The organism is Thalassospira sp. NFXS8 (assembly GCF_040148805.1).
GTDB lineage: Bacteria > Pseudomonadota > Alphaproteobacteria > Rhodospirillales > Thalassospiraceae > Thalassospira.
In genome coordinates, this window is sequence record NZ_JAGEMF010000007.1 from 42511 (window position 1) to 64494 (window position 21984).

At 53.1% G+C, this 21984-nt stretch carries 9 protein-coding genes; 5 read left to right on the forward strand and 4 right to left on the reverse strand.

Annotated elements, in window-relative coordinates; translation table 11 throughout:
• Positions 1-54 precede the first annotated feature (54 nt).
• Genes J4E05_RS22975 through J4E05_RS22995 form a run of 5 tightly spaced genes read left to right on the forward strand, consistent with a single transcriptional unit; the run spans position 55 to position 5401 of the window.
• Positions 55-882: an ABC transporter permease gene (locus J4E05_RS22975; protein ID WP_085594124.1), complete on the forward strand. Its 828-nt coding sequence runs from the start codon at positions 55-57 to the stop codon at positions 880-882.
• The gene (locus J4E05_RS22980) at positions 879-1658 is read left to right on the forward strand and encodes an ABC transporter permease (RefSeq protein WP_085594126.1); all 780 of its coding nucleotides are present in this window, start codon (positions 879-881) and stop codon (positions 1656-1658) included. Before J4E05_RS22975 ends, J4E05_RS22980 begins: the two co-directional genes overlap by 4 nt.
• Positions 1651-2685, forward strand: a complete 1035-nt coding sequence (locus tag J4E05_RS22985) for an ABC transporter ATP-binding protein (protein ID WP_085594128.1) — start codon at positions 1651-1653, stop codon at positions 2683-2685. Before J4E05_RS22980 ends, J4E05_RS22985 begins: the two co-directional genes overlap by 8 nt.
• Positions 2685-3617, forward strand: a complete 933-nt coding sequence (locus J4E05_RS22990) for a nucleoside hydrolase (RefSeq protein ID WP_349600592.1) — start codon at positions 2685-2687, stop codon at positions 3615-3617. The genes J4E05_RS22985 and J4E05_RS22990 overlap by 1 nt, the downstream gene beginning before the upstream one ends.
• Entirely contained in the window at positions 3614-5401 is a 1788-nt protein-coding gene (locus tag J4E05_RS22995; protein ID WP_349600595.1) for an adenine deaminase, read from the forward strand. Before J4E05_RS22990 ends, J4E05_RS22995 begins: the two co-directional genes overlap by 4 nt.
• Before the next feature lie 105 nt (positions 5402-5506).
• On the opposite strand, the gene J4E05_RS23000 is transcribed toward J4E05_RS22995, so the two are convergent.
• The 4 genes from J4E05_RS23000 to J4E05_RS23015 all read right to left on the reverse strand — a co-directional run bounded on the left by J4E05_RS23000 (position 5507) and on the right by J4E05_RS23015 (position 21915).
• Positions 5507-6820 (reverse strand): HlyD family type I secretion periplasmic adaptor subunit, encoded by a 1314-nt coding sequence (locus J4E05_RS23000; protein WP_349600598.1) that lies wholly within the window; start codon positions 6818-6820, stop codon positions 5507-5509.
• Entirely contained in the window at positions 6813-9500 is a 2688-nt protein-coding gene (locus J4E05_RS23005) for a type I secretion system permease/ATPase (RefSeq protein WP_349600601.1), read from the reverse strand. Before J4E05_RS23005 ends, J4E05_RS23000 begins: the two co-directional genes overlap by 8 nt.
• Entirely contained in the window at positions 9497-11029 is a 1533-nt protein-coding gene (locus J4E05_RS23010; RefSeq protein WP_349600604.1) for a TolC family outer membrane protein, read from the reverse strand. The genes J4E05_RS23005 and J4E05_RS23010 overlap by 4 nt, the downstream gene beginning before the upstream one ends.
• 104 nt (positions 11030-11133) lie before the next feature.
• On the reverse strand, positions 11134-21915 hold the full coding sequence (locus tag J4E05_RS23015; protein ID WP_349600607.1) for a beta strand repeat-containing protein: 10782 nt from the start codon (positions 21913-21915) through the stop codon (positions 11134-11136).
• Positions 21916-21984: the final 69 nt, after the last annotated feature.

Here is a 21984-nt window from a genome sequence, read left to right on the forward strand (position 1 = left end):
TCGCGCCACCAACGCCAGGCATTCCACATATGACCACCCAAGCGAGCACCCAAAATGTTTCAGAACCGGGCCGAGGCCTTTGCCCTGGTCATGCCTGCCGCCGTTTTTGCCGGAGCCGTCTTTCTGGTTCCTGTGCTTATTCTTCTGTCCGAAGGATTTCACACCGCCGACGGCTGGAGCATACAGGCCTATATTGATTTCTTTTCCCATTCGCTTAATCAGGCGGTGTTTTTTCGCACCCTGAAACTGGCCGCAATGGTCACCGCGGCCGCCGCCGTCATTGGCTATGCCGCGGCCTTTGCGATTGTGAACCTGCCCGCCAAAGGCAAAGGCCGGATCACCGGGCTTGTCGTCCTGCCACTGATGATTTCACCGGTCGCACGTACCTATGCCTGGCTGGTTATTTTGGGGCGTACCGGCTTTGTCAATCAGGCGCTGGTGGCCATTGGTCTAAGCGACGAACCGATCCGGTTTTTGTTTACCGAAACGGCTGTTTTTATCGGCCTGCTGCAGTTGTTCTTACCGCTCATGATCATTTCGCTGATCAGCGCGCTTGAAAACATGCCGCGCGATGCGGTGCCCGCCGCGCGGGTTTTAGGTGCAAACTGGTTACAGGTTTTCACCCGCGTTATTTTACCGCTTACCCGCGAAGGGCTGGTGATTGGCGGCACGCTGGTTTTTACCGGTTCCATGACTGCCTATATCACTCCGGCCATTCTGGGCGGGTCCAAGGTTTTGATGCTGGAAACCCTGATGTATCAGCGTGTCACAGTCGCGAATGACTTTGTATCGGCCAGTGTCATCGCATTAATCCTGATTGTCATGGCGTTTTCGGCCAATCTTTTGCTTAAACGTCTGGCAACGGCGAGGAACAAACGATGACATCACGCCTGTTTTCCCCCCTCGTTCTTGTCCTCGTACTGGCGTTTCTGATCGGTCCTTTCGCCATTATCATTGCCGCCTCGCTTTCGGCCGGTGAAACTTTGGCTTTCCCGCCACAAGGATTGTCACTGCGCTGGGTTTTCAAGGTTTTTGAAATCGAAAGTTTCCGGCAAAGTTTCGGCATTTCACTGTTTCTCGCCATTGGCGGCACCTTAATGGCGCTGATTTTGGGTGTTCCTGCCAGCTATGCTCTGTCGCGCTATAAGGTGCCCGGCGCCGAAACCATCCGTACCATTGTCTCCTCGCCCATCATTGTGCCCGGCATCATCGTGGGTTTGGCGTTGCTGCGTTATTTTGTCGTGCCATTTAACACCGGCATTCTGTTTGCGTTATTTGTCGCCCATACTGCATTAATCCTGCCTTATGCGGTGCGCGTGGTTTCCGCCAGTCTGACCAACTTACGATCCGATATTGAAGAAGCCGCCGTTTTGCTGGGATCCTCGCGAGTTGGCGCGTTTTTCCGCGTGGTTTTGCCCAATATTCGCGGCGGTATTCTGGCGGCCTTCATTCTGGGTTTTGTCACCAGTTTTAACCAGGTACCGGTCTCGCTGTTTTTGTCGGGCCCCGGTGTGCGCACTCTGCCCATCGATATGCTGGCTTATATGGAAATCACCTATGACCCGTCGGTCGCGGCCTTGTCGGCACTTCTGGCTTTCATGTCACTGGGTATTGTCTTTCTGGCCGAACGTTTCCTAGGATTTTCCCGCTATGTCTGATTCCCGCTTTCTCAGCCTTGAAAAACTGACCCTGTCCTATGGCAAAAACGTTGCCGTGCCGGAAATGGACCTTGATATTGGCAAAGGTGAACTCGTCGCCCTGCTTGGCCCGTCGGGCTGTGGTAAAACCACAACCATGCGCGCCATTGCCGGGTTGTTAAGCCCGTCATCGGGCACCATCCGCCTTGATGGCACCGATATTACCCGCACCCCGGCCAACAAACGCCCGGTCGGGCTGGTGTTTCAGTCCTATGCGCTGTTTCCGCACCTTAATGTTTACGAAAACGTTGCCTTTGGCCTGCGTTTGATGGGCGTCAAAGGCAAAGACCTTGAAGACCGGGTTAATCAGGGCCTTAAAACCGTTGGCCTTGGCAAATTCACCACCCGCAAACCGGCCGAACTTTCCGGCGGGCAGCAACAACGTGTCTCGCTGGCACGGTCGATGGTGATGGAACCCAAGGTATTACTGCTAGACGAACCGTTATCAAACCTTGATGCCCGCCTGCGCCTTGAAATGCGGACCGAGTTGCAACGGGTGCAAAAGGAAAGCGGTGTGACCATGATTTTTGTCACCCACGACCAGGTCGAAGCCCTGGCAATGGCAGACCGCATCATTGTGATGAAAGACGGGTTGATCGAACAAATCGGCACACCTGAAGAAATTTATAATCACCCGGTGTCGGATTTTGTTGCCGATTTTGTCGGCTTCGAAAATGTCTTTGCCCTGGAAAACGGCATGTTGAAAACCGGTGCCCAGCATGTCGACCTGCGCGGGACGGTTCCACCAAACACCAAGGGCCTTGCATGGCGCCCCGGCACCATCACGCTTGGTTCTGGTCCCCACCATGGGCAAGTTCGTGGCACATCCTTTGCCGGTGGCACACGGGAATATCTGCTTGATACACCCCTGGGCCAGATTAAGGCCGAATGTGATGCGCACCTGCCGGTTCATCCGTTTGGCAGCACCGTTTCCTTTGATCTGAAAGTCGAAAAAGCAGCCCCACTGGCCCGTTTCGGGGGCCTGTGATGGCAATATGGATTGATACCGACATGGGGTTTGACGACATAGCTGCTGTGCTATGCGTGACCCATGCCGGTTTGAAAATCGACGGGATGTCGCTGGTGGCGGGCAATTGCCCGTTACCGCAAGTGTGCAGCAATGCCGCCGCCGCCGCATCACTGTTTAACTGGCAATTTCCCATTCATGCCGGACGGGCCTGCCCGGTTTTGGGCCGTCTTGAAACCGCCGAACGCATTATGGGACCAACCGGCATGTTAACCGCCGGCCAATCCCTGCCATCCGCAACCCTAAAACCAGACATCCCGGCATTTGATGCCCTGTGTAACTGGCTGCAAGCACCAACCGCACCCGGCGATGAACGCCATATTCTGGCATTAGGCCCCCTTGGCAATATTGCCGCGCTGATACTGGCCCGCCCGGAACTGGCCGCCAAAATAGACCGTCTAACATGGATGGGCGGGGCCGTAAGCCTGGGCAACCATACGCCATCGGCGGAATATAATGCATTCGCCGACCCCGAAGCACTTGCCATTGTGCTTGCCCATAATGTGCCCTTGCGGATGGTGGATCTTGATTTATGCCGTCAGGTAATTGCCACCCCGCAAGATGTTGTTGCGATCAGAAAGGCCAGAGGCAAAAACGCCCCGCTTTTAGCCGACCTGACCCAAGGCTATATCAATATCGGCCTGTCACGCGGGCGACAAGGCATGGCCATATTTGATCCCTGTGCCGCAATTGCGGTTACAAATGACGATGTCATCACATTTGCCCCGGCCCGAATTGACATAGACCTTAATACCGGGCCGTCACGCGGTCGCACCATTGTGGACCCGCGCCCAGCCGCCATAAAAAATGCCGAATATGCCGTTGGTGTTGATGCGGTTACCGCCCGCGAAATGATTTTTGCCGCCTTGCAAGCAGAAGCAGAAAAAGAATGAATACCAGAACCAGCGAACCCGCCGATCTAAATGATGAAACCCTGCGCAGCCGCGCCATCGCGGCCGCACGCGGCGATGCCCCGTTTGATGTGCTGATTACCGGCGGCCAGATCGTCGATATGGTCACCGGGGAAATGCGCCCGGCCGATATTGGCCTAACCGGCCCCCTGATCGCCAGCGTCCATGCCCCGGCCAGCCGCAAGGATGCCAATTGCACCCTTGATGCAAACGGCAAATTCATCACACCGGGCCTGATCGACAGCCACATGCATGTCGAAAGTTCAATGGTCACACCCGCAATTTATGCGCAAACCGTTGTGCCGCGCGGTGTGACCACCATTGTCTGGGACCCGCATGAATTGGGCAATGTCCTTGGCAAGGATGGTGTAAAATGGGCCACGGCGGCCACCCGCAATCTGGCGCTACGTGCCCTCGTTCTGGCCCCGTCCTGTGTGCCTGCGGCACCGGGACTGGAAGTTTCCGGCGCGGATTTTGACGGCGCAGCGATGGCCGACCTTCTGGCCTGGCCTGACATTGCCGGTGTTGCCGAAGTCATGAATATGCGCGGTGTCATTAACCGGACCGACCGCATGACCAATATCATGCAGGCCGGGTTGGCATCGGGTAAAATGATTTGTGGTCACGCACGCGGTTTAACCGGGGCGGATCTGCAAACCTTCATGACCGCTGGTGTCAGTTCCGATCACGAACTGACATCGAATGACGATTTGATGGAAAAATTGCGCGCCGGTATTCACATCGAAATGCGTGGGTCGCACGACCATTTATTGCCAGGTTTTGTTAAAACCATCAACGAACTGGGCTTTTTGCCGCAAACCGTTTCGCTGTGCACAGACGATGTTTTTCCCGATGATTTGGCCGATAATGGCGGGCTGGACGATGTTGTACGTCGGCTGGTTTCCTATGGCATGCCCGCCATTTGGGCCTTGCGCGCCGCAACGCTAAATGCAGCCACCCGGCTGGGCCGCAACGATCTGGGCCTTATCGCCGCCGGGCGCCGCGCCGACATCGCCATTTTTAACGACCTGACCAACTTTAGCGCCAGCCATGTTCTCGCCAACGGCACCCTGGTCGCCCAAAATGGTGAAATCATAGGTGCTCCCCTGGCATTGGACCCGGCCCCGCTTTACGACACCATGAAAATCAAACCGTTAACCCCCAACGATTTTCGCGTACAGGCAACGGGCAGCAAGGTAAAACTGGCAACCATCGACCAGCCCCGATTTACCCGCTGGGGTGAAATCATTGCCGATGTTAAAGACGGTTATGTGGTACCACCTGCAGAAACTACCCTTATAGCGGTTGCCCATCGCCACGGCGTTGTCGATGCCCGGCCCCGGGTTGGCTTTTTAACCGGCTGGGGTAAATGGCGAGGTGCTGTTTGCACCAGCGTATCGCATGACAGCCACAACCTGACTGTTTTTGGCGGTAACGCGCACGATATGGCAATTGCCGCAAATGCCGTTATTACCGCTGGCGGCGGCATGGCCGTGGCATCGAACGGTAAAATCGATGCACTACTACCTTTGCCGTTATGCGGGCTACTGTCCGAGGCATCGATGCGCGATGTCGCCGATCAATTCACTGCCATCCGCAGTGCAACCGACAATATTGTCGACTGGAACCCGCCCTATCTGGTGTTCAAGGCGTTATTCGGGGCCACACTAGCCTGCAATATCGGCCCGCACCAAACCGACCGGGGCATTGCCGATGTCATCAGCGACACCGTGCTGGAAACACCGGTTTTGGAAATCCTGACATAACCGGACCTTCACCAGGCGTCGCAGGCGGGCCTTGTTTGCAGAAACAAGGCCCGCAAACATTGCACGCATCATGCCTGCTTATAGAACCTTGTTATTCATCATTGGTCAGCTTTCAGTGAAGGCGTTTTTCTTAACCTTGACCACCGGTTCAACAAAATAGTTCAAAACGGTTTTGCTGCCGGTCAGGATGTTAATCTCGGCAATCATGCCTGGCACAATTTCAAGATCATTTCCCCCACCATCGGTTAAACGCGAAAATACCCTTACAACAACCGGGTAAACCGGCTCTTTTGTTTCGGGCAATTCAATTGCATCAGCCCCAATCGTGGTCAATTCACCATCCAGCGACCCGTAACGGGCAAAATCATAAGCCGTCAGTTTAACCTTTACCCGCTGGCCGGGATGCAGAAATCCGATGTCGGCAGGTTTGATATGGGCTTCAACCAGAAAATCATCGTTAATCGGCACAATTTCAACCAATGCTTCGCCCGGTTGCGCCACCCCGCCCAGAGTGGTTTTCAAAATCTGGTTAACAATACCATCGACCGGAGAGCGTATTTCAGACCGGTCCACTTTGCTGGCATAAGCGGGCAGGCTTTGCTCCAGCTCCGCCAGGTCCGCTGTAACTTTGGATAGCTCCTGCAAGGCATCCTTACGAAAGGTTTCATGCATGGTTTTAAAACGCTCGGCAATCTCACCTAGTGCCAGATTAAGCCGTTCAATGCGGATCTGCGATGTCTGCTGTTTTCCCAGCAGCTCTGCATGGGTACGTTGCAACTGAATAAGCGATAATTTAGGTTCGATCCCACGTTCGACCAACGGCTGGATCATATCGATTTCCGATTGCGACAGCACCAGCCCCTCGCTTGCGGTATTAAATTCGCTTTCGGCTTCGCGCTGTTCTTTTATCTTTTGCTGTTTTTGCTGTTCCAGCACCGCCAGTTCCGATGCCAGTTCCGATTGCCGCCCTTTAAACAGGCGTTGCTGGGTCAGGGTTACAGCCGGGGCGCTTTGCGTCAGACCTTGTGAAAACTGCAAATCAGTTCCCTGAATTTCGGCCGTTAACCGTTCAATCTGGGCTTGCAGGGCAAACTGTTTTTGTTCCAGTTGGTTATATTCGCTTTGCGATGCCGTAGTATCAAGTACCAGCAACAAATCGCCGCGATGCACCCGTTGCCCTTCATGCACCAGCAAATCCTTAATCATGCCGCCATGCATGGTTTGCACCTTTTGCAAATCCTGCGACGGAATAATTTTGCCCGATCCACGGGTGACTTCATCGACCTCGGCAATTGCAGCCCAGCTGATCATGCTAATCACGAACAAGGCAATCACGCACAACAACGCCCAACCTGAAAAAAACGATTTGCGACCGTTTATCTGACGAATGATTTCGGAATTAAGATCACGGTTACGCATCTCCGTTCTCCTTGCCATCGGCTAGCGGTTTTGCGGCTGCCTGCCCTGTGGCCGTATCATCCACACGGGGCTGCGCCAACGTCTGTGACAATGGCGGGCCGTTTTCACCCTCCAGCAGGTCGTTATCAGTTCCCAATGCCGCTCTTTCTTCAATTTTACCGGGGTCGGAATTAGGGGGGGCTTCATCAACGCTGTCACGGTGACGTACGATCTTTGCAACCGGTTTGGCACTTCTGGCCCTTGCCATGCGCTTAAAAGCTACGCTGGCAGCGTTGGCATCGGCTGCAGGGCCACTTTCCCCGTTTGGCTGCGGGTTTGCCTTGCCTTGCGGCGGCGATGATGTCTCAACTGATTCAGATGTCTCTGTGGATGTCGGCGGCTTTTTATTTACAATCGATTTCGGCCCCCGCGCCACCACCGCACCACCTTCGACCACAATCACGGTATCAACCATATCAAGCATGCTGGGGCGATGGGTCACAACCAGAATGGTTTGTTCTTCGGCCTCTGTTCGCAAACGGTTCACCACGATTTGTTCGGTTTGCATATCCATCATGCTGGTGGGTTCATCCATCAGCAAAATCGGTGGTGCCCCAACAAGCCCGCGTGCCAGTGAAATGGACTGGCGCTGCCCACCTGATAATCCTTCACCGCGTTCCTGGATCATCAAATCATACCCGCTGGGATGGCGGCTGATAAAATCATGGGCACCCGACAGGCTGGCGGCACGCAAAATATCATCATCATTGGGACGATAGGCCCCCACGGCAATATTCTGTTTGACCGACCCTGAAAACAGCCACGCATCTTGCAATACTGCCGAAATGTTGGCACGCAAATCAGATGGGTCAATCTGGCGAATGTCAGTGCCATCGACCAGAATAGACCCGCTATCAGGTTCATAAAGCCCCAGCATAAGACGCAGGATCGTGCTTTTCCCCGATCCAATACGGCCCAGAATGGCAACCTTTTCACCCGGTTCGATCACGAAGGATACATCGCGCAGGGCAGCAATATTTTGCCCCGGATAGGAAAAATTGACATTTTGAAATTCAATCCGTCCGGCCAGCCGCGCACGCGCCAGATAATGCCGCCCGTCCTGCCGTTCGGTTGACTGTTTCATTAACCCGTCGAGATTACGATATGATGTCCGCACCTGATTGAGCCGGGTCAGGGTTTGGGCAATTTGCCCCAAGGGCGCCAAAGCCCGCCCCACCAGAATAACCGACCCCACCAAAGCCCCCATCGAGGTTTCGCCCGCCGCGATCAGGAACACGCCAAAAACCACAATGCCAATTTGCGATACCTGCTGGGCCGTCGCCGTCATATTGACAACCATATGCGAAATACGACGGCTGCGTGCACCAACCCCGGCCTGAAATTTAAGACTGTCTTTCCACCGTTGCCGCATGAGCCGGGCCGCACCCGATGTTTTAACCGTTTCCAGCCCGGAAATGGTTTCCACCAGCACACCTTGCTTGGTTTGGCCTTCTTCAAAGGCTGACTGCGCATAACGGGCCAATAATGGCTGCACACCAATACCGACCAGAATAATTGTTGGTACAGCCAGAGCCGGGATTAACACCAGTGGCCCACCAATACCGTAAATCACGAACAAAAACAGAATGATAAAGGGAATATCCACCAACGCAACCAGCGAAGCAGAGGTGAAAAATTCGCGCAGGGTTTCAAATTCGCGCAGGGTATTGGCAAAGGCCCCCGACGACCCGCGCCGATCCTTCATTTGCATATCCAGCAAATGATCAAAAATTTCGCTGCCAATTTCCTGATCGGCGCGGATACCGGCGCGATCAATAAAATGGGCCCGCAGCATTTTGATGACAAAATCAAAACAGATGGCAAACCCGACACCAAAAGTCATGGCGATAAGGGAATCAATCGCTTCGTTGGGCAGAATGCGGTCATAAACCACCATCGTGAACAGCGATACTGTAAGGCTTAAAAAGTTGGTTAGGGCTGCGGCGATAATAACCTGAAGATAAATCGGTTTATTTTTGCCAAGTGCCGACCAAAACCAGTGCCGCCCGCGTTTTGCCAGTTGATGGTCAACATGCTGCTTTTCACGAAAATAAGGGCGAACGGCAATACCAAGGCCACTAAACACGCCACGCAAATCGGCAATTGGCATGATCACCGGGGCATCGCCGTAATCCGGGTCATATACCGCCAGTTTATGCGGGCCTTCGCGGCTTACAATTACCACCACCTTGCCATCATCGAGAAACGCCGCCACCGGCAAGGATACATGGCTTAGGGTTTCCAGTTGAAACTCACCCGCGATACAGGCAAGGCCAACCTTGCGGGCCATTTCGGCAAAGATTTGCGGGGTAATATCCTTATTGCCATCTGCAATATTGCGAAAATAATTGGCTGTTACCGACATGTCATGATGGCGACACAAATAAACCAGGCATTGCTCGACATAATCAATTTTCGGGCCATTGACGCCAGGTTTTGGTGTATCGGCATCCGCAGAAAATGCCGGTTTATCTTCCATCTGCTTTTTTTCGTCGGCGTTCGGCGAACGATCAGCCTTGCCCGACCTCCGGGCAGGGGGAAGGGTCGTTTCCGGGGGCAGTTCCTGGCGGTCTTTCGTTTTTTCATCGCCTGCATTATCAATCGCGCGCAGCGGGGTCAAACGTCCAAGGGAACGGTTCATTTCGCCTCCCAGCCAAAATCATTTATACCAAAGCCAGGTAACAGTTCGCCGGTTAGGGATAACAACACATATCGCGACAAATCGGCCATCGTTCGGGCGTCGATCAGCGCACTCGCGGTTTGATAAAATTCACGTTGACTATCAAGCACATCTACCAGATCGCGGCGTCCGATCGAAAACAGGTCAAGGTAGGTCAGGAAGGTTTCTTTTTCGGCCCGCGCGGCCAGCGACAACGCTGCGAGACGTTGTTCACGGGTAACAATATCGGTCATTGAACTTGATATCTGACGTTCCAGTTCCAGCCGGGACTGTCGTTCACGTTCGCGTGCCTGTGACAAACGGTTCGATGCCCGGCTTTCGCGGGCCTGATCACTGCCGCCATCAAACAGGTTATAGTTCAGACGTAAATAAAACCGCATTTCATTGTCGTTGCCACGCGGTTCGGACAAATCATATTGCCGCCCCTCAACAACCATCGATACACGCGGATACCAGGCAGCCTTGCTGGCATCATATTCAAACGACGCCGCACGGCTACCTGCCTCGCTTTGTGCCAGAGACGGATTTTGCTGCAAGGCGTGCTGCAAGGCAATTTCGGCATTTTGGGGAATATCAGGGACAAGGCCGGGGCGTTCGCCGTGCGTTGCCTCGGCACCGAACAATTCGCGATAGCTGGCCCGCGTCCGGTCAAGTTCACCAATAAGTTCGGTCAAATTTGCATTGGCTTCGGCCAGGCGGCCTTCGGTGCGGTAAACATCAGCCGTGGTCCCCGCCCCGCCTGCGGCACGGTCATTTACACTTTTAAAAATCAGTTCGTGGCGGTCACGATTGTCAGTGGCCAGCAACACCTTGGTTTGCAGCCGAACAATATCAAAATACGCGGAAATTGCCCGTAGACAAAATTGCTGCGCCGCATCAAGTGCAGCGTATTTACTACCCGTCACGTTTTCACGCGCTGCATCAATACGGTTAAAGATTTCCCCGGCATCAAACAGCAACTGACTAACCGATAAAACACCATCAGGGTCGTTATCCTCGCCAACACGTTCATTGGCGCGCGCAACATTATACCCGCCTTCCAAGGCAAAATCGACCTGGGGGTATAACGCGCCACTGGCTTCAGCCACGCTGTCGCGGGCCTGGCGGGCACCATAAATGCTGCTTTGAATAGATGGATGGGTTTCCACCGCCTGGCGAACCTTGGCGATAAAACCCGGCTGTGACACCGTTTCTGCCATGGGGCGTGCCCCATTTCCAGGTTGCTGCAAAAACTGATTTACCAGTTTTTCCGAACCGTTCATGCTTTTGGCGATGTCGCGAAACAGCGGTGTCATCGCACTTGAACCTGCGGCACTATCGGCAACCTTCTGCGCCTCAAGTTGCGCGTCCATGCTGTCCGCAAGCCCCGCAGGCGACACCGTTACCGCTGTCCCTGCGGCCTGATTGCTGGCTGCATTCCCCGAAACCGGTAATATTGCGGTGCTGATCAACCCCGTTATCAGCACCAGGCAGGCTATCCTGTTTTCCATTCTGGGTTAAACACCAATCCCGCTTCCCCCGCAAAGGGTGCATGTCCCCGAAAAGCAACAAGGGGTGGACCTGCCACCCCCTGCGCCCGTGATTTTAAATAAGCCTATGTTTCTGAATAAAAAAGATCCGAAACACTGGCCGTATCTATATCGCCGCTAATGCCGGTGACATTGATAAACAGGTCTTCCGAACTATTCACTGCACCGTCACCATTATCGACAATCAGATATGCCCCGGCGGCTTCCCCACCGCCAGAAACCTCAACAAACATGGCGGCACCATCACCTTGCAAGGTCAGGCCTTCAAAGGCCGTCGACAAATCAAATCCCTGATCCGCCGAATTGGTGATCGAACTGTCCACCGATATGCTGCTCGGAACATTGTGATCCCCGCCCAAGGCCGACAAATCAAACTTGTCTTCGCCAATCACAAAGTCGGTAATCACGTCCAGCATTGATGCGGTGCTATCGGAAAGTGCGCTTGCCGTATCATCAACACCGTTATCCAAAGCCGAACCTGCCTGGTAGGCATTAATCGAATGGCCGGTTATTTCTTCGTCTGACGCCACAAACAACGTGTGTTCATCTTCCAGACCAACCGTATAGCCAAAGGATTTAAGGGTATCGGCAAAGCGCAAAACAATATCAGCCAAACTGTCCGAACCATGTACCGGTTGTGTAAGGGTGAAATCGTCTATCGACAAAACGAAAGTTCCATGGTCCTGCAACGACTGATTTTCCTGGGCGAAGTCATAAAAATCAAACAGAACGGCATCAAACGTATCGTTCTCGCCCTGTGCAGGATCGATATAACCCGCATTTGGACCCAAATCGCCAAGGAATGTTGCATCCATGGTGAAATCGGAATCGTTTTCCTTGCCAGCAAATGTGATGGTTCCACCATCAACAGTAATGGTGTCAAAGAAAGTCGCATCCGGGTCGCCATCACTTTTGGCAAAGGCTGCATCCTGTGCCTTGATTTCATCGGCAAGTGCCTGAATGCTCTCTGCTGCACTGTTTGCAACAACCGGGGTCGAAAGATAGTTGGTTTCAACATCACCGGTCGCTGTTGTAATGACCAGCGTGACCGACAGGAACGATCCGGCAACATAATCGGCGTCGTTTGTCGATAATGTCAAAGTACCTGTTTGCGCAACATTTGTATCCGCGTCCACATCAACACTGAAGCTGTCACCTGCATCTGTTTCAACAAAAACAGAACCGCTATCGGCATGAATGGTGCCTGAATTATCAAAATCTATCGATTTTCCGTCAGGGACATGAATAAACAGCCGGTCCGCTTCGTGATTTGAATCCCCATCCGTATCAAGCGCAACCGCGTCAACCACATCGGCATTCTCGTCTTCATCATAGGCCACCTGCGCCTTGGCAGCAATTTGTGCCGCCAACTGAAAAATCAGCCCACCCGGTGTATCGCCATCGCTCATTTGAACCTGGAAAACGTCGTCTCCAACCGTTAAACGCAGGAAGTCACCTGGCTGTGGTGTGGTGGTGTCGGTGAAGCTGAAAGCAAACAGCCCCTCGGACTCTGGCTGGGTTCCATATGCCGTGCCCTGTGAATAGGTGTTGGCATCAACGGCAACGCTTTCGCCAACCCCCGCAATTTGCAATATCCCGTCATGCACACGGGCGTGATAATCATGCCCGCTGTCATTATTAATGACACTGGCAAGGTCGGACAAAACACTCTCGATAGAGGTTTCGCTCTCGTCTGCCCTTGCGCCATAGGCGTAACCGTCAATCACAACCTCAAAGTAATCACCCTGGGTCGGCGTGTAATCGGGATACTCGACGGTTACAGCTTCCCCACCCAGACGCATTGCGAAGATGTCATTCCCCGCCCCGCCGGTCATCACATCGGCACCGCTACCCCCCATAAGATAATCATCGCCACCATTGCCGATCAGGGTATCATTGCCATCCCCCCCTTGCAGGGTATCGTTGCCTTCACCACCAATCATGGTGTCATTGCCGGTAAACCCGCCATAATCGCCGTCCACGGGATCATTCTGGATTTCGCCTTCCACAATCAGGCTTTGCGTGGATGTCAGTTCTGACCCGTCAATGACCACACCATTGGTCATGGCGACATCATTGTCGTTGTCATCAATAACACGGCTAACAACGGAAATATCCCCAAGGGTACCATCGCCGTTCTCATCCGCTGTCGAGGCAAGCTGCGAACCGATTTTAAGATTATTTCCAGCTTCGTCGGCACGCAATTCGATACGGTCAATATTGGTAATGGTCACGTTGCCATCGGCAAGAGATTGATCTGTCAGGTCAAAATTGCCCGCCGTTGTCAGCAACAGGCGGTCATTTGTGGCCGCCTCCAACGTGCCGTCGATCATCAATCCGGCGGCCAGAACAGCCGTCGTCAAATAAAACCGGTCACGTCCCGTGCCCCCGATCAGGGTATCGGCTCCACCGCTGTAATAGATGCGGTCATCACCGGCACCACCATTGATGGTGTCATTTCCCAGCCCCCCGCGAATACGGTCATTACCCGAGAACCCGCCATATTCAAGGCCGGTTTCATCATCAATCAGGATTTCACCCTGAAAATGAATGGAATGATCCGCCGACAGGCTGCTGGCATCAACGACAACCCCTGCCGTGATGGGAACATCGATTTCAGTATCACCATCTTCGACGAATGCCCGCGATACGATCTGGATATCGCCCAGGGTTCCATCCCCGTTGGCATCCGCCGTTGATACCATGCCATCGCCCAGCGCCAGCGTATAACCCGAAGCATTTTCACGCATTTCGATACGGTCAATCTGCCCAATCGTAATATCGTGCGTTTCAAGGTTGTTGTCGGTGAAATCATACTCACCGTGCGCAGCCAGGATCAGCCGGTCATTTGTGTTTGCTTCAGCAGCACTTGCCTGTTCCGTGTCCAGGTCATAGGCGCCGCCAAAAATGAACGTTCCGTCTTCAAGTTCCGATGGGCTGTCGATATAAATCCGGTCAGTTCCCAAGCCACCAATCATGGTGTCAATGCCTGTCCCACCATGCAACCTGTCGGATCCGGCCCCGCCGTTCAAAACATCGTCGCCACCATTACCGTTTAGGCGGTCATCACCCTCGCCCGCCATAATGAAGTCACCGCCAGCACCGCCCCAGATGGTGTCGTCCCCACTAAAGCCGCCATAGGTTTCGTCACCGGTTTGCGGGTCGTTCAAACCAACATGAACTTCGCCGTCAAATTGCAGGGAATCTGTATTTTCAAATGCTGTTGCATCCACAAAAACACCGTTGGTGATCGGTGATGCTGTCAGGCCAATTTCGCTTTCATTATCAACATAAACCCGGCTGTTGATGCGAATATCGCCGCCCGTACCGTCGTTATTTGAATCCGATGCAATGGCAAGGTCATGCCCCAGAATAATCTTGAGGTTTGCGACATCCATCGCCACATCAATGCGGTCTATATTGCTTACCTGCGCTGTTGTCAGATCAACATCAGCCCCCGTTTCAAGATCGATAATCAGCCGGTCCTGGGCAACAGTATTGGCTTCGGTGGACGACCCGCCATTACCGTCAATCACGCTGCCCGAAAGGCCCGACACATCGGTCAGATAAATCCGGTCATCGCCAGCACCGCCAATCAGGGTGTTAACGCCGGCACCGCCATAAAGCCGGTCTTTACCGTCACCCCCATCAAGGTAATCGTTACCATCATTGCCATACAGGCGATCATTGCCTGCACCGCCATTGATGGTATCGGCCCCGGCGCCGCCATAAACGGTGTCATCTCCGCTAAAACCACCATAGGTTTCATCACCGGTCTGGGGATCATTCAGTCCAACATGAACTTCGCCGTCAAACAGCAGGGAATCACCAGCTTCCAAACCCGATGCGTCAACAACGATCCCGTTTTGGATCGGCGATGCCGTCAGGCCAATTTCACTTTCATTTTCAACATAAACCCGGCTGTTTACCCGAATATCACCAAGATTATCATCTTGATTGTTATCGGCAGATGCCGCCATTGCATGGTCAATTGTCAGGGTCATGCCTGCAATATCCATACCCACATCAATACGGTCAATTCCCGTCAATGTCAGGTTATCAGCGGTCAGGTCCACCGCTACCGGGTTCTGACTTTCTTCAAGCTGAAGCACCAGGCGGTCTTCGCCTGTACTGCCAACTTCGGTTCCATCACCATGAATTGTAAGGCTGCCGGCAAGATCCGCGGTCGAGTTCAGGAAGAAACGATCCTTGCCCTCGCCCCCAACCAGATAGTCCCCGTCCCCTTCAATAAAGATGCGGTCATCACCCTCGCCGCCCATAACCGTATCGGCACCCGTGCCACCGATTAAGGTATCATTTCCTGTACCGCCCATCAGGGTATCAACGCCATCGCCCCCCAAAAGGGAGTTTTTGCCTTCGGTGACGCTCAGAACATCATTACCATCGCCGCCCATAAGGGTATCATTCCCGGCATTCCCGCTCAGCGTATCATCGCCAGCCCCACCGATAAGGGTATCATTGCCAGCACCCCCCGTTACCGTGTCGTTGCCCATGAAACCGCCATAGGTTTCTTCACCGTCAACAGCACGTTCGCCATCAAAATACAGATGGTTGTTTTCCGTAAGGCCCGATGCATCAACCGTGATGCCATTTTGCATCCCGACATCAAGGTCATTGCTATCATAAATGCGTGAAACGATGCGAATGTCGCCTGTCGTTTCATCATTATTCGCATCCGACGTCGAGGCAAGCTGATCACCAATAATCACGGTCTGCCCGGCCACGTCATTGTTCATGTCGATCCGGTCAACACCATTAAACGACATACCACTGGCGGTGAAATCAAAGCTGTCATTGGCTTCGCCGTGCAAGACCACGCGGTCCCTGCTACCTTCATCACCGTCGGTTCCGGTAATGGAAAGCCCGCTGACCAAATGATCCGCTTCAAGATGGAACCTGTCATCGCCGGTTCCCCCGGTCATGGTATCTGCGCCGCCGTTTCCGTAAAAACGACCGCCTTCGTCGCCGTTTGTCAGTATGTCGGCCCCGGCGGAACCATAAATCGTTCCCTCAACAAGTTCACCAATCGAAACACCTGCAACATCGGTCGGGAAGCTGGCTGAGAAATTGTCATTATAAGTTTGCAATGCTTGATAGCCGGCTTCCTGGAAAGCACCATTGCTGTCAAACAACCCATCTAACAGATTTCCCAAAGTGGCATTTGATGCTGCCTGAATTTTGATCGCTGAAATCATCAGGTTCATCGCATCAATGCTGGAGGCATCCTGCATTTGCAGTTCACTCGGCATCAGTTCGGCAAGGGAACCCACCGTATTTGCAAGTAGTTCCGCAACTTCGCCAAACACATCTTGCAATGTGACGCCAGTGGCAACTTCTTGAGTTTCGTCAAAGTTTTCAGCCCCAACCAGAGCATTGCCAACACTTTGAACAAGATTGCCCAGAACCGTGCTGTTGGTCCAGTCCACACTGGCACCATTTGCATTGCCAATTGCAACCGCGATCTGTGCCAATACCGCATCGGAAATTTCGGCAAGGCTGAAATCATTTTCGCCTGACGAAAGAACCGGCTGCAGTGCTTCTGCAAGCTGCGCCGAAATGGTTAGCATTTCCGCGGCCGCAATTTGCAGCGTGGCCGCATTGGCGGCATCAACCGCCGATGAACTGCCTGAAGCCACAACCGCAACCGGGTCAATGGTTAAAACATTGGCGCTGGAAAGCGACGATGCATCCAGCCCCAATCCGGCGATCAAATCACTTTGAGCATCAGCAGCATCGGTTGAAATATTTCCTGCAACCAGCTGATGCATTACTGCAGTCAGCGATGTTACCACGGTGGCATTCTCGCCAACAGAAACCGACAACGCGCCATCAAATGCCTGCCCCGTCGTCATGTCCGTACCGCCCGTCACCCGGACAGAAACATTCTCGGGCAGAATCCCGGTAAACTGGTACCCTTCAATGCTGTAGTGGCCGTTGGCATCGGTCGTCCATGTCTGGGTCCCCACCTGGTTGCCATCGCCATCCACCAGCATCACGGTTGCACCAACCAGATACCCGTCAAGGGCCGTGCCGCTTTCGTTGTAGGTTATACTGGACTGATATTCGACATCGCCACTAAGGCCTGTGTCATCAATCGTGGTGCCTTCAGGAACGGCAACAACCACGTTGCCCTCACCGGTCGCACTAAATGTCACAGTTAGTCCGTCAACATCTTCGGCCTGAATAAGGGCATTATTCGGCCCGGTAACAATCACCTCATCAATACTACCCAGATCAAGATCGCTTAGGCTCACATCGCCATTTGTCGTATCGATGACCAAACGAACCGTCCCGCCAGACAGTTTGGAAAAATCATAGGCTCCGTTCGCCGTGATCGTGACATCGACATTACCTGTGGCCGAAATATCAACCGTCTTGCCCGCTATATCGGTATATGTCAGCGCCACAGCCGATGTATCAACGCTTTTAACGGTAATGGATATTGTACCGGTATCGGTCGTCAGTTTCGCAAGATCACTGCCAACAGATGCGCTACTGGCTTCCGTCAGGGCGATATTGCCCGTGCCGGTTGCAGCCAAACCACCAAGATCCCCCAGTGCTTCTTCCGTAATTGAAAGATCCTGATCAGCAACCGCCGAAACACTGATCACACCACTTGCTACCGTCAGATTATCCAGAACCGACGAAACATCACCAGATACCTCGGTAATGGTAATATTACCCGCCCCGGTCGCTTCAATACTGCCATAGGAACCCGCTTGTGCCTGGGTCAGGCCAAGATTTTCGCCATCGGCCGCAACAATGTTGATCACGCCGCTATCTACAGTAATTTTGTCACTGTCAGCGACAAGTGAAGCGGCGGTTACATCGGTCAGCGTCACATCGCCAGAACCACTAACGGTAAAACTGTTGATATGTGCCAAATCGGTTTCCGTAATCGAAAAGCTCTCGTCATTGGCTGCGCTCAAGACCAGACCACCCGTAGCCGTCAATTTGCCAAGGTCACCCGCAAAATCCTGCGCTATCAGGCCGCTCACCGTAATTGTCGATCCATCCGCCACACTCAGGGCCGCAAGATCATCAAGTTGGGTTTTGGTAATGCTCAGGTTTTCACCCTCTGCACCGGTGATGGTAATCGTCCCGTTATCAATGGCAGATATTTTTACCAGATCGCCCGCAAATCCACCGGCAGTTACACCGTTCAAAACGATATTACCGCCCCCTGTTGCCTGAAGTGTCGTTACTTCGGCAAGATCCGTTTCTGTAATATTAAATGTCTCGCCTGCGGCACCGGTAATTGCAAAGCTGCCGTTTTCAACCGTAATTACCGCCAAATCCGACGCCAGCTTTGCGGCCGTTACCCCTGTCAGGGTGATGCCGCCGGTTCCAGCTGTATTCAAGGCCGTTATGGCATCAAGGTCACTTTGGGTCAGCGTAAAATCTTCATCCGCCGCACCGTTAATCGTCAAATCCCCATCAACCGTTGTTTTGGCCAAATTCGCATCCAGGGCACCACCAGTTGCATCATTGATGGTCAGGTTGCCGCCACCTGTTGTTGTCAGTTGATCAACATTTGCAAGTTCGGTTTGGGAAATTACAATATTTTCACCCGCAGCAGCCTGTATTACCAGTTCGCCGTTGCCAATTGTCAGTTTACCAAGATCTGTCGACAGCCCCGCATTCGTGACATTGGTCAGGGTAATATCACCCGCCCCTGTCGTCGCCAGGGCAGACAACCCTTCCAGCTGGGCTTCAGTGATCGTAAAGCTCTCGTCCGATGCCCCGGAAACAGAAATCGAACCATCCGCAACACCTAACTTATCAAGGTCGGCAACAAGGGCCGCACTGGTTGCATCGCTAAACGTAATGGTGCCATTGCCGGTGGCACTGAAATGCCCCAGCGTATCGAGTTGAGCCTTACTGAGGGCAAAGTTTTCATTACTTGCACCTTCAAGCGAAATGCTGCCTGTTTGCACCGAAAGCTTTTGGAGATCACCAGCAAAATTAGCGGCGGTTACCCCGGTAAGCGTGATAATGCCTGCCCCCGTGACAGAAACACTGTCAAGACCATCCAGCTGGTTTTGCGTTACCGTAAGGTTTTCGCCATCCGCACCTGCAATCGTAATCGAACCACTAACCACCGACAATTTACCAAGGTCGTCTGCCAACCTGGCGTTGGTCACACCTGATACTGCAATGGTGCTGGTGCCCGCGGCACTAAACGCTGCCAGTTTATCAAGCTGTGTTTCCGTTAGGATAAAGGCCTCGCCATCAGCGCCCGAAACTGAAATAGACCCGGTATTGGCAACGCTTAATTTAGCCAAATCCGTCCCAAAATCCGCGTTGGTTGCCCCCTCAAAATCAATGGTGCCATTACCTGTGGCCTCCAGCGCCGCCACATTATCAAGAAACGCTTTGGCAATAATGAAGTCTTCACCATCCGCACCTTGTAAGGACAAGTCGCCATTGACAGTTATCTTGCCAATATCATCAACCAGATCAGCCGCTGTCACGCCACTAAGCGACAAATCACCCGAAATGGTTGTAAACTGGGCCAGTTGATCGAGAAATGCCTTGGTAATTTCAAAACTTTGCCCGTTTGCCCCCGAAATTGAAATTTTTTCACTGCCGGCATGCAATTTGGCAAAGTCAGCGACAAGCGTGCTACTGGTTGCCTCACTATAAGCAATAGTACCTGTTCCGCTTACCGTTAAGCTGGCAATCTGATCAAGCTGGGCCTTGGTCAGGGCAATATTTTCATCCGTCGCAGCTTCAAAGGAAATGCTTGAACCGGTGGCAACGGTCAATTTTGCCAGAATAGCTGATACATCATCAGCACCATCAAGGCTTGTCAGGGTAATCGTGCCGGTACCCGTTGCTGTTAACGATGCAAGACCTTCAAGCTGGTCGTCCGAAATTGAAAAATTACCGTTGATCACGCCGGTCACATTGATGGCAACCGTATGCCCGGAAACATCGATCTTGGTTAAATCTGCCTGCAAGGCAGCACTGGTTGCCCCACTATAATTGACGATGCCGTTATCGACATTAAAATCAAGCGCGGACAGGCGGTTCAACAAGGCTTTGGACAAGGTAAGCGTTGCGCCATCAGTATCCGTAATTTCGGCGGAAATTCCGGTACTGACTGCTGTCGTCACCTTCGCCACCGAAGACGCCAGATTTGCAACTGTTGCGCCCGTCAACGTAACGGTGCCGTTACCCGTTGTTGTCAGACTGTATAAGGATGCCAAAGACTGCGCACCGCTCGCAGCGATGGTAAAGCTGACATCGGTGTCCCCAACCACAGCAATACGATTATTGCCGCCAAGATCGACAATGTCGTCCGCCAGATTATAGAAATTTGTGTTGCCAGCGCTAAGGTCGGAAATACCGGTAACACGGAACGTAAATGTTCCCGTAATCGTATTAACCGGGTCCCCCTGCTGCTCGTCTCCGGTTGGAATAAACGCGCGCAGCACATCATAGGATCCAACAATCGTTGTCCGGGCATCTGCTGCAGCAGTCAATGTTGTGACGGCACCAAAATCGTTAACAATCACCGGGCGCCCAACACCGGATAAATTAAGGGATGTCACCACATTGGTTGCCGGAATGGTCAGTGTTCCGCCTGTATAAACCACTGATCCGCCACCGTCTTCATCCAGTGTCAGTGTGATATTACCCGATGTCGGCAGGTTGGACAGCGACAGTACTCCCGCCTCGGTAACCGAAGCCGTAAAGGAACCCACACCGCCATTGTTTAGCGAAACATTTTCCGCTTTGGCCGATTGCGCTGCCGCATCAAATTCAGAAGCAGCCTGCGACAAATCACCAGATGCGGCCCCTTCTCCAATGGCATTCGCAGCTTCACCCTGGGCGATATACTGGCTCTTAACCACATCATTTATCGAACCCGCGTTTCCAACATTGGTATTGCTGGCTGAAATTATCGAAGCTGCGTCATTAGCAATGGTCGAGCTAACCCCGGCAGACTGCAACACAGTATTTAATGCTGTACTGTCTAACGCCACAGGTGCCGCAGCACCTTTGATCTGGGCAGCAAGGGCTGTTGCCACCATGTCAATCGCCGAGGAAGAATTTCCTTCCGTGCCCGACCCGGTAAGAGCCTTGGCACCCATGGTCATAATATTGGCAACCTGAACGCCAGCCTTGAACAAGGCTTCGTTGCTGGTCGCGACAGGATCAACGGTTTTCAAATCGTCAGTCAGGTTGAAAGCCGCCTTGACCGCAGAAAGTGCATCCGCCTCACTCTCCCCATCATCAATCAGCTTTTGCACCAGTGTTGTCAGTGGCGTGACCACGCTGGAACCATCAGGAGCCGTCAATGTTCCTTCAAACGCCAGGCCAGTGCTGATATCGGTACCACCTGTGATCTTAATGGCGCCACTGCCGGTCAGGCCGGTAAAATTACCATTGGCATCGGTTGTAACTGTATTGCCCGATCCATCAACACGCGACACCGTGGCGCCAGAAATGTAACCATCGACAACCTTGCCGCCGGATCCACCACCAAACGCACCCCCCAGTCCACCGCCGCCACCGCCGCCGCAAGCCGCCAAAGGTAAAATCAGGGTAGAAATAATGCCGATCTTCAGGTTGGCATTATATTTCTTCTGCCAATCAGCAATAAATTCCAGAAATGCCTGCCGTCCCTGGGGAATCTGGATCTCGCGTGCTTCTAACGCATCAAACCGGTCCAACCCGACATCCTGATGCGCCACCCGAACCGACGGTAAAAAATGGCCCGCCAGAAATGCGGCACTGGTATCACGATCAATCGCATTGGCAAGATCGCCAACAACTGTATCCGCAGACGTAACAACGCTATTCATGTTCGAAGTCATGCTGAGTTTCCCCATTTAAACCCAAGAAGGCAAGTTCAATGCCCTGCTTGCAAGTGTCCCAAAGTCTTG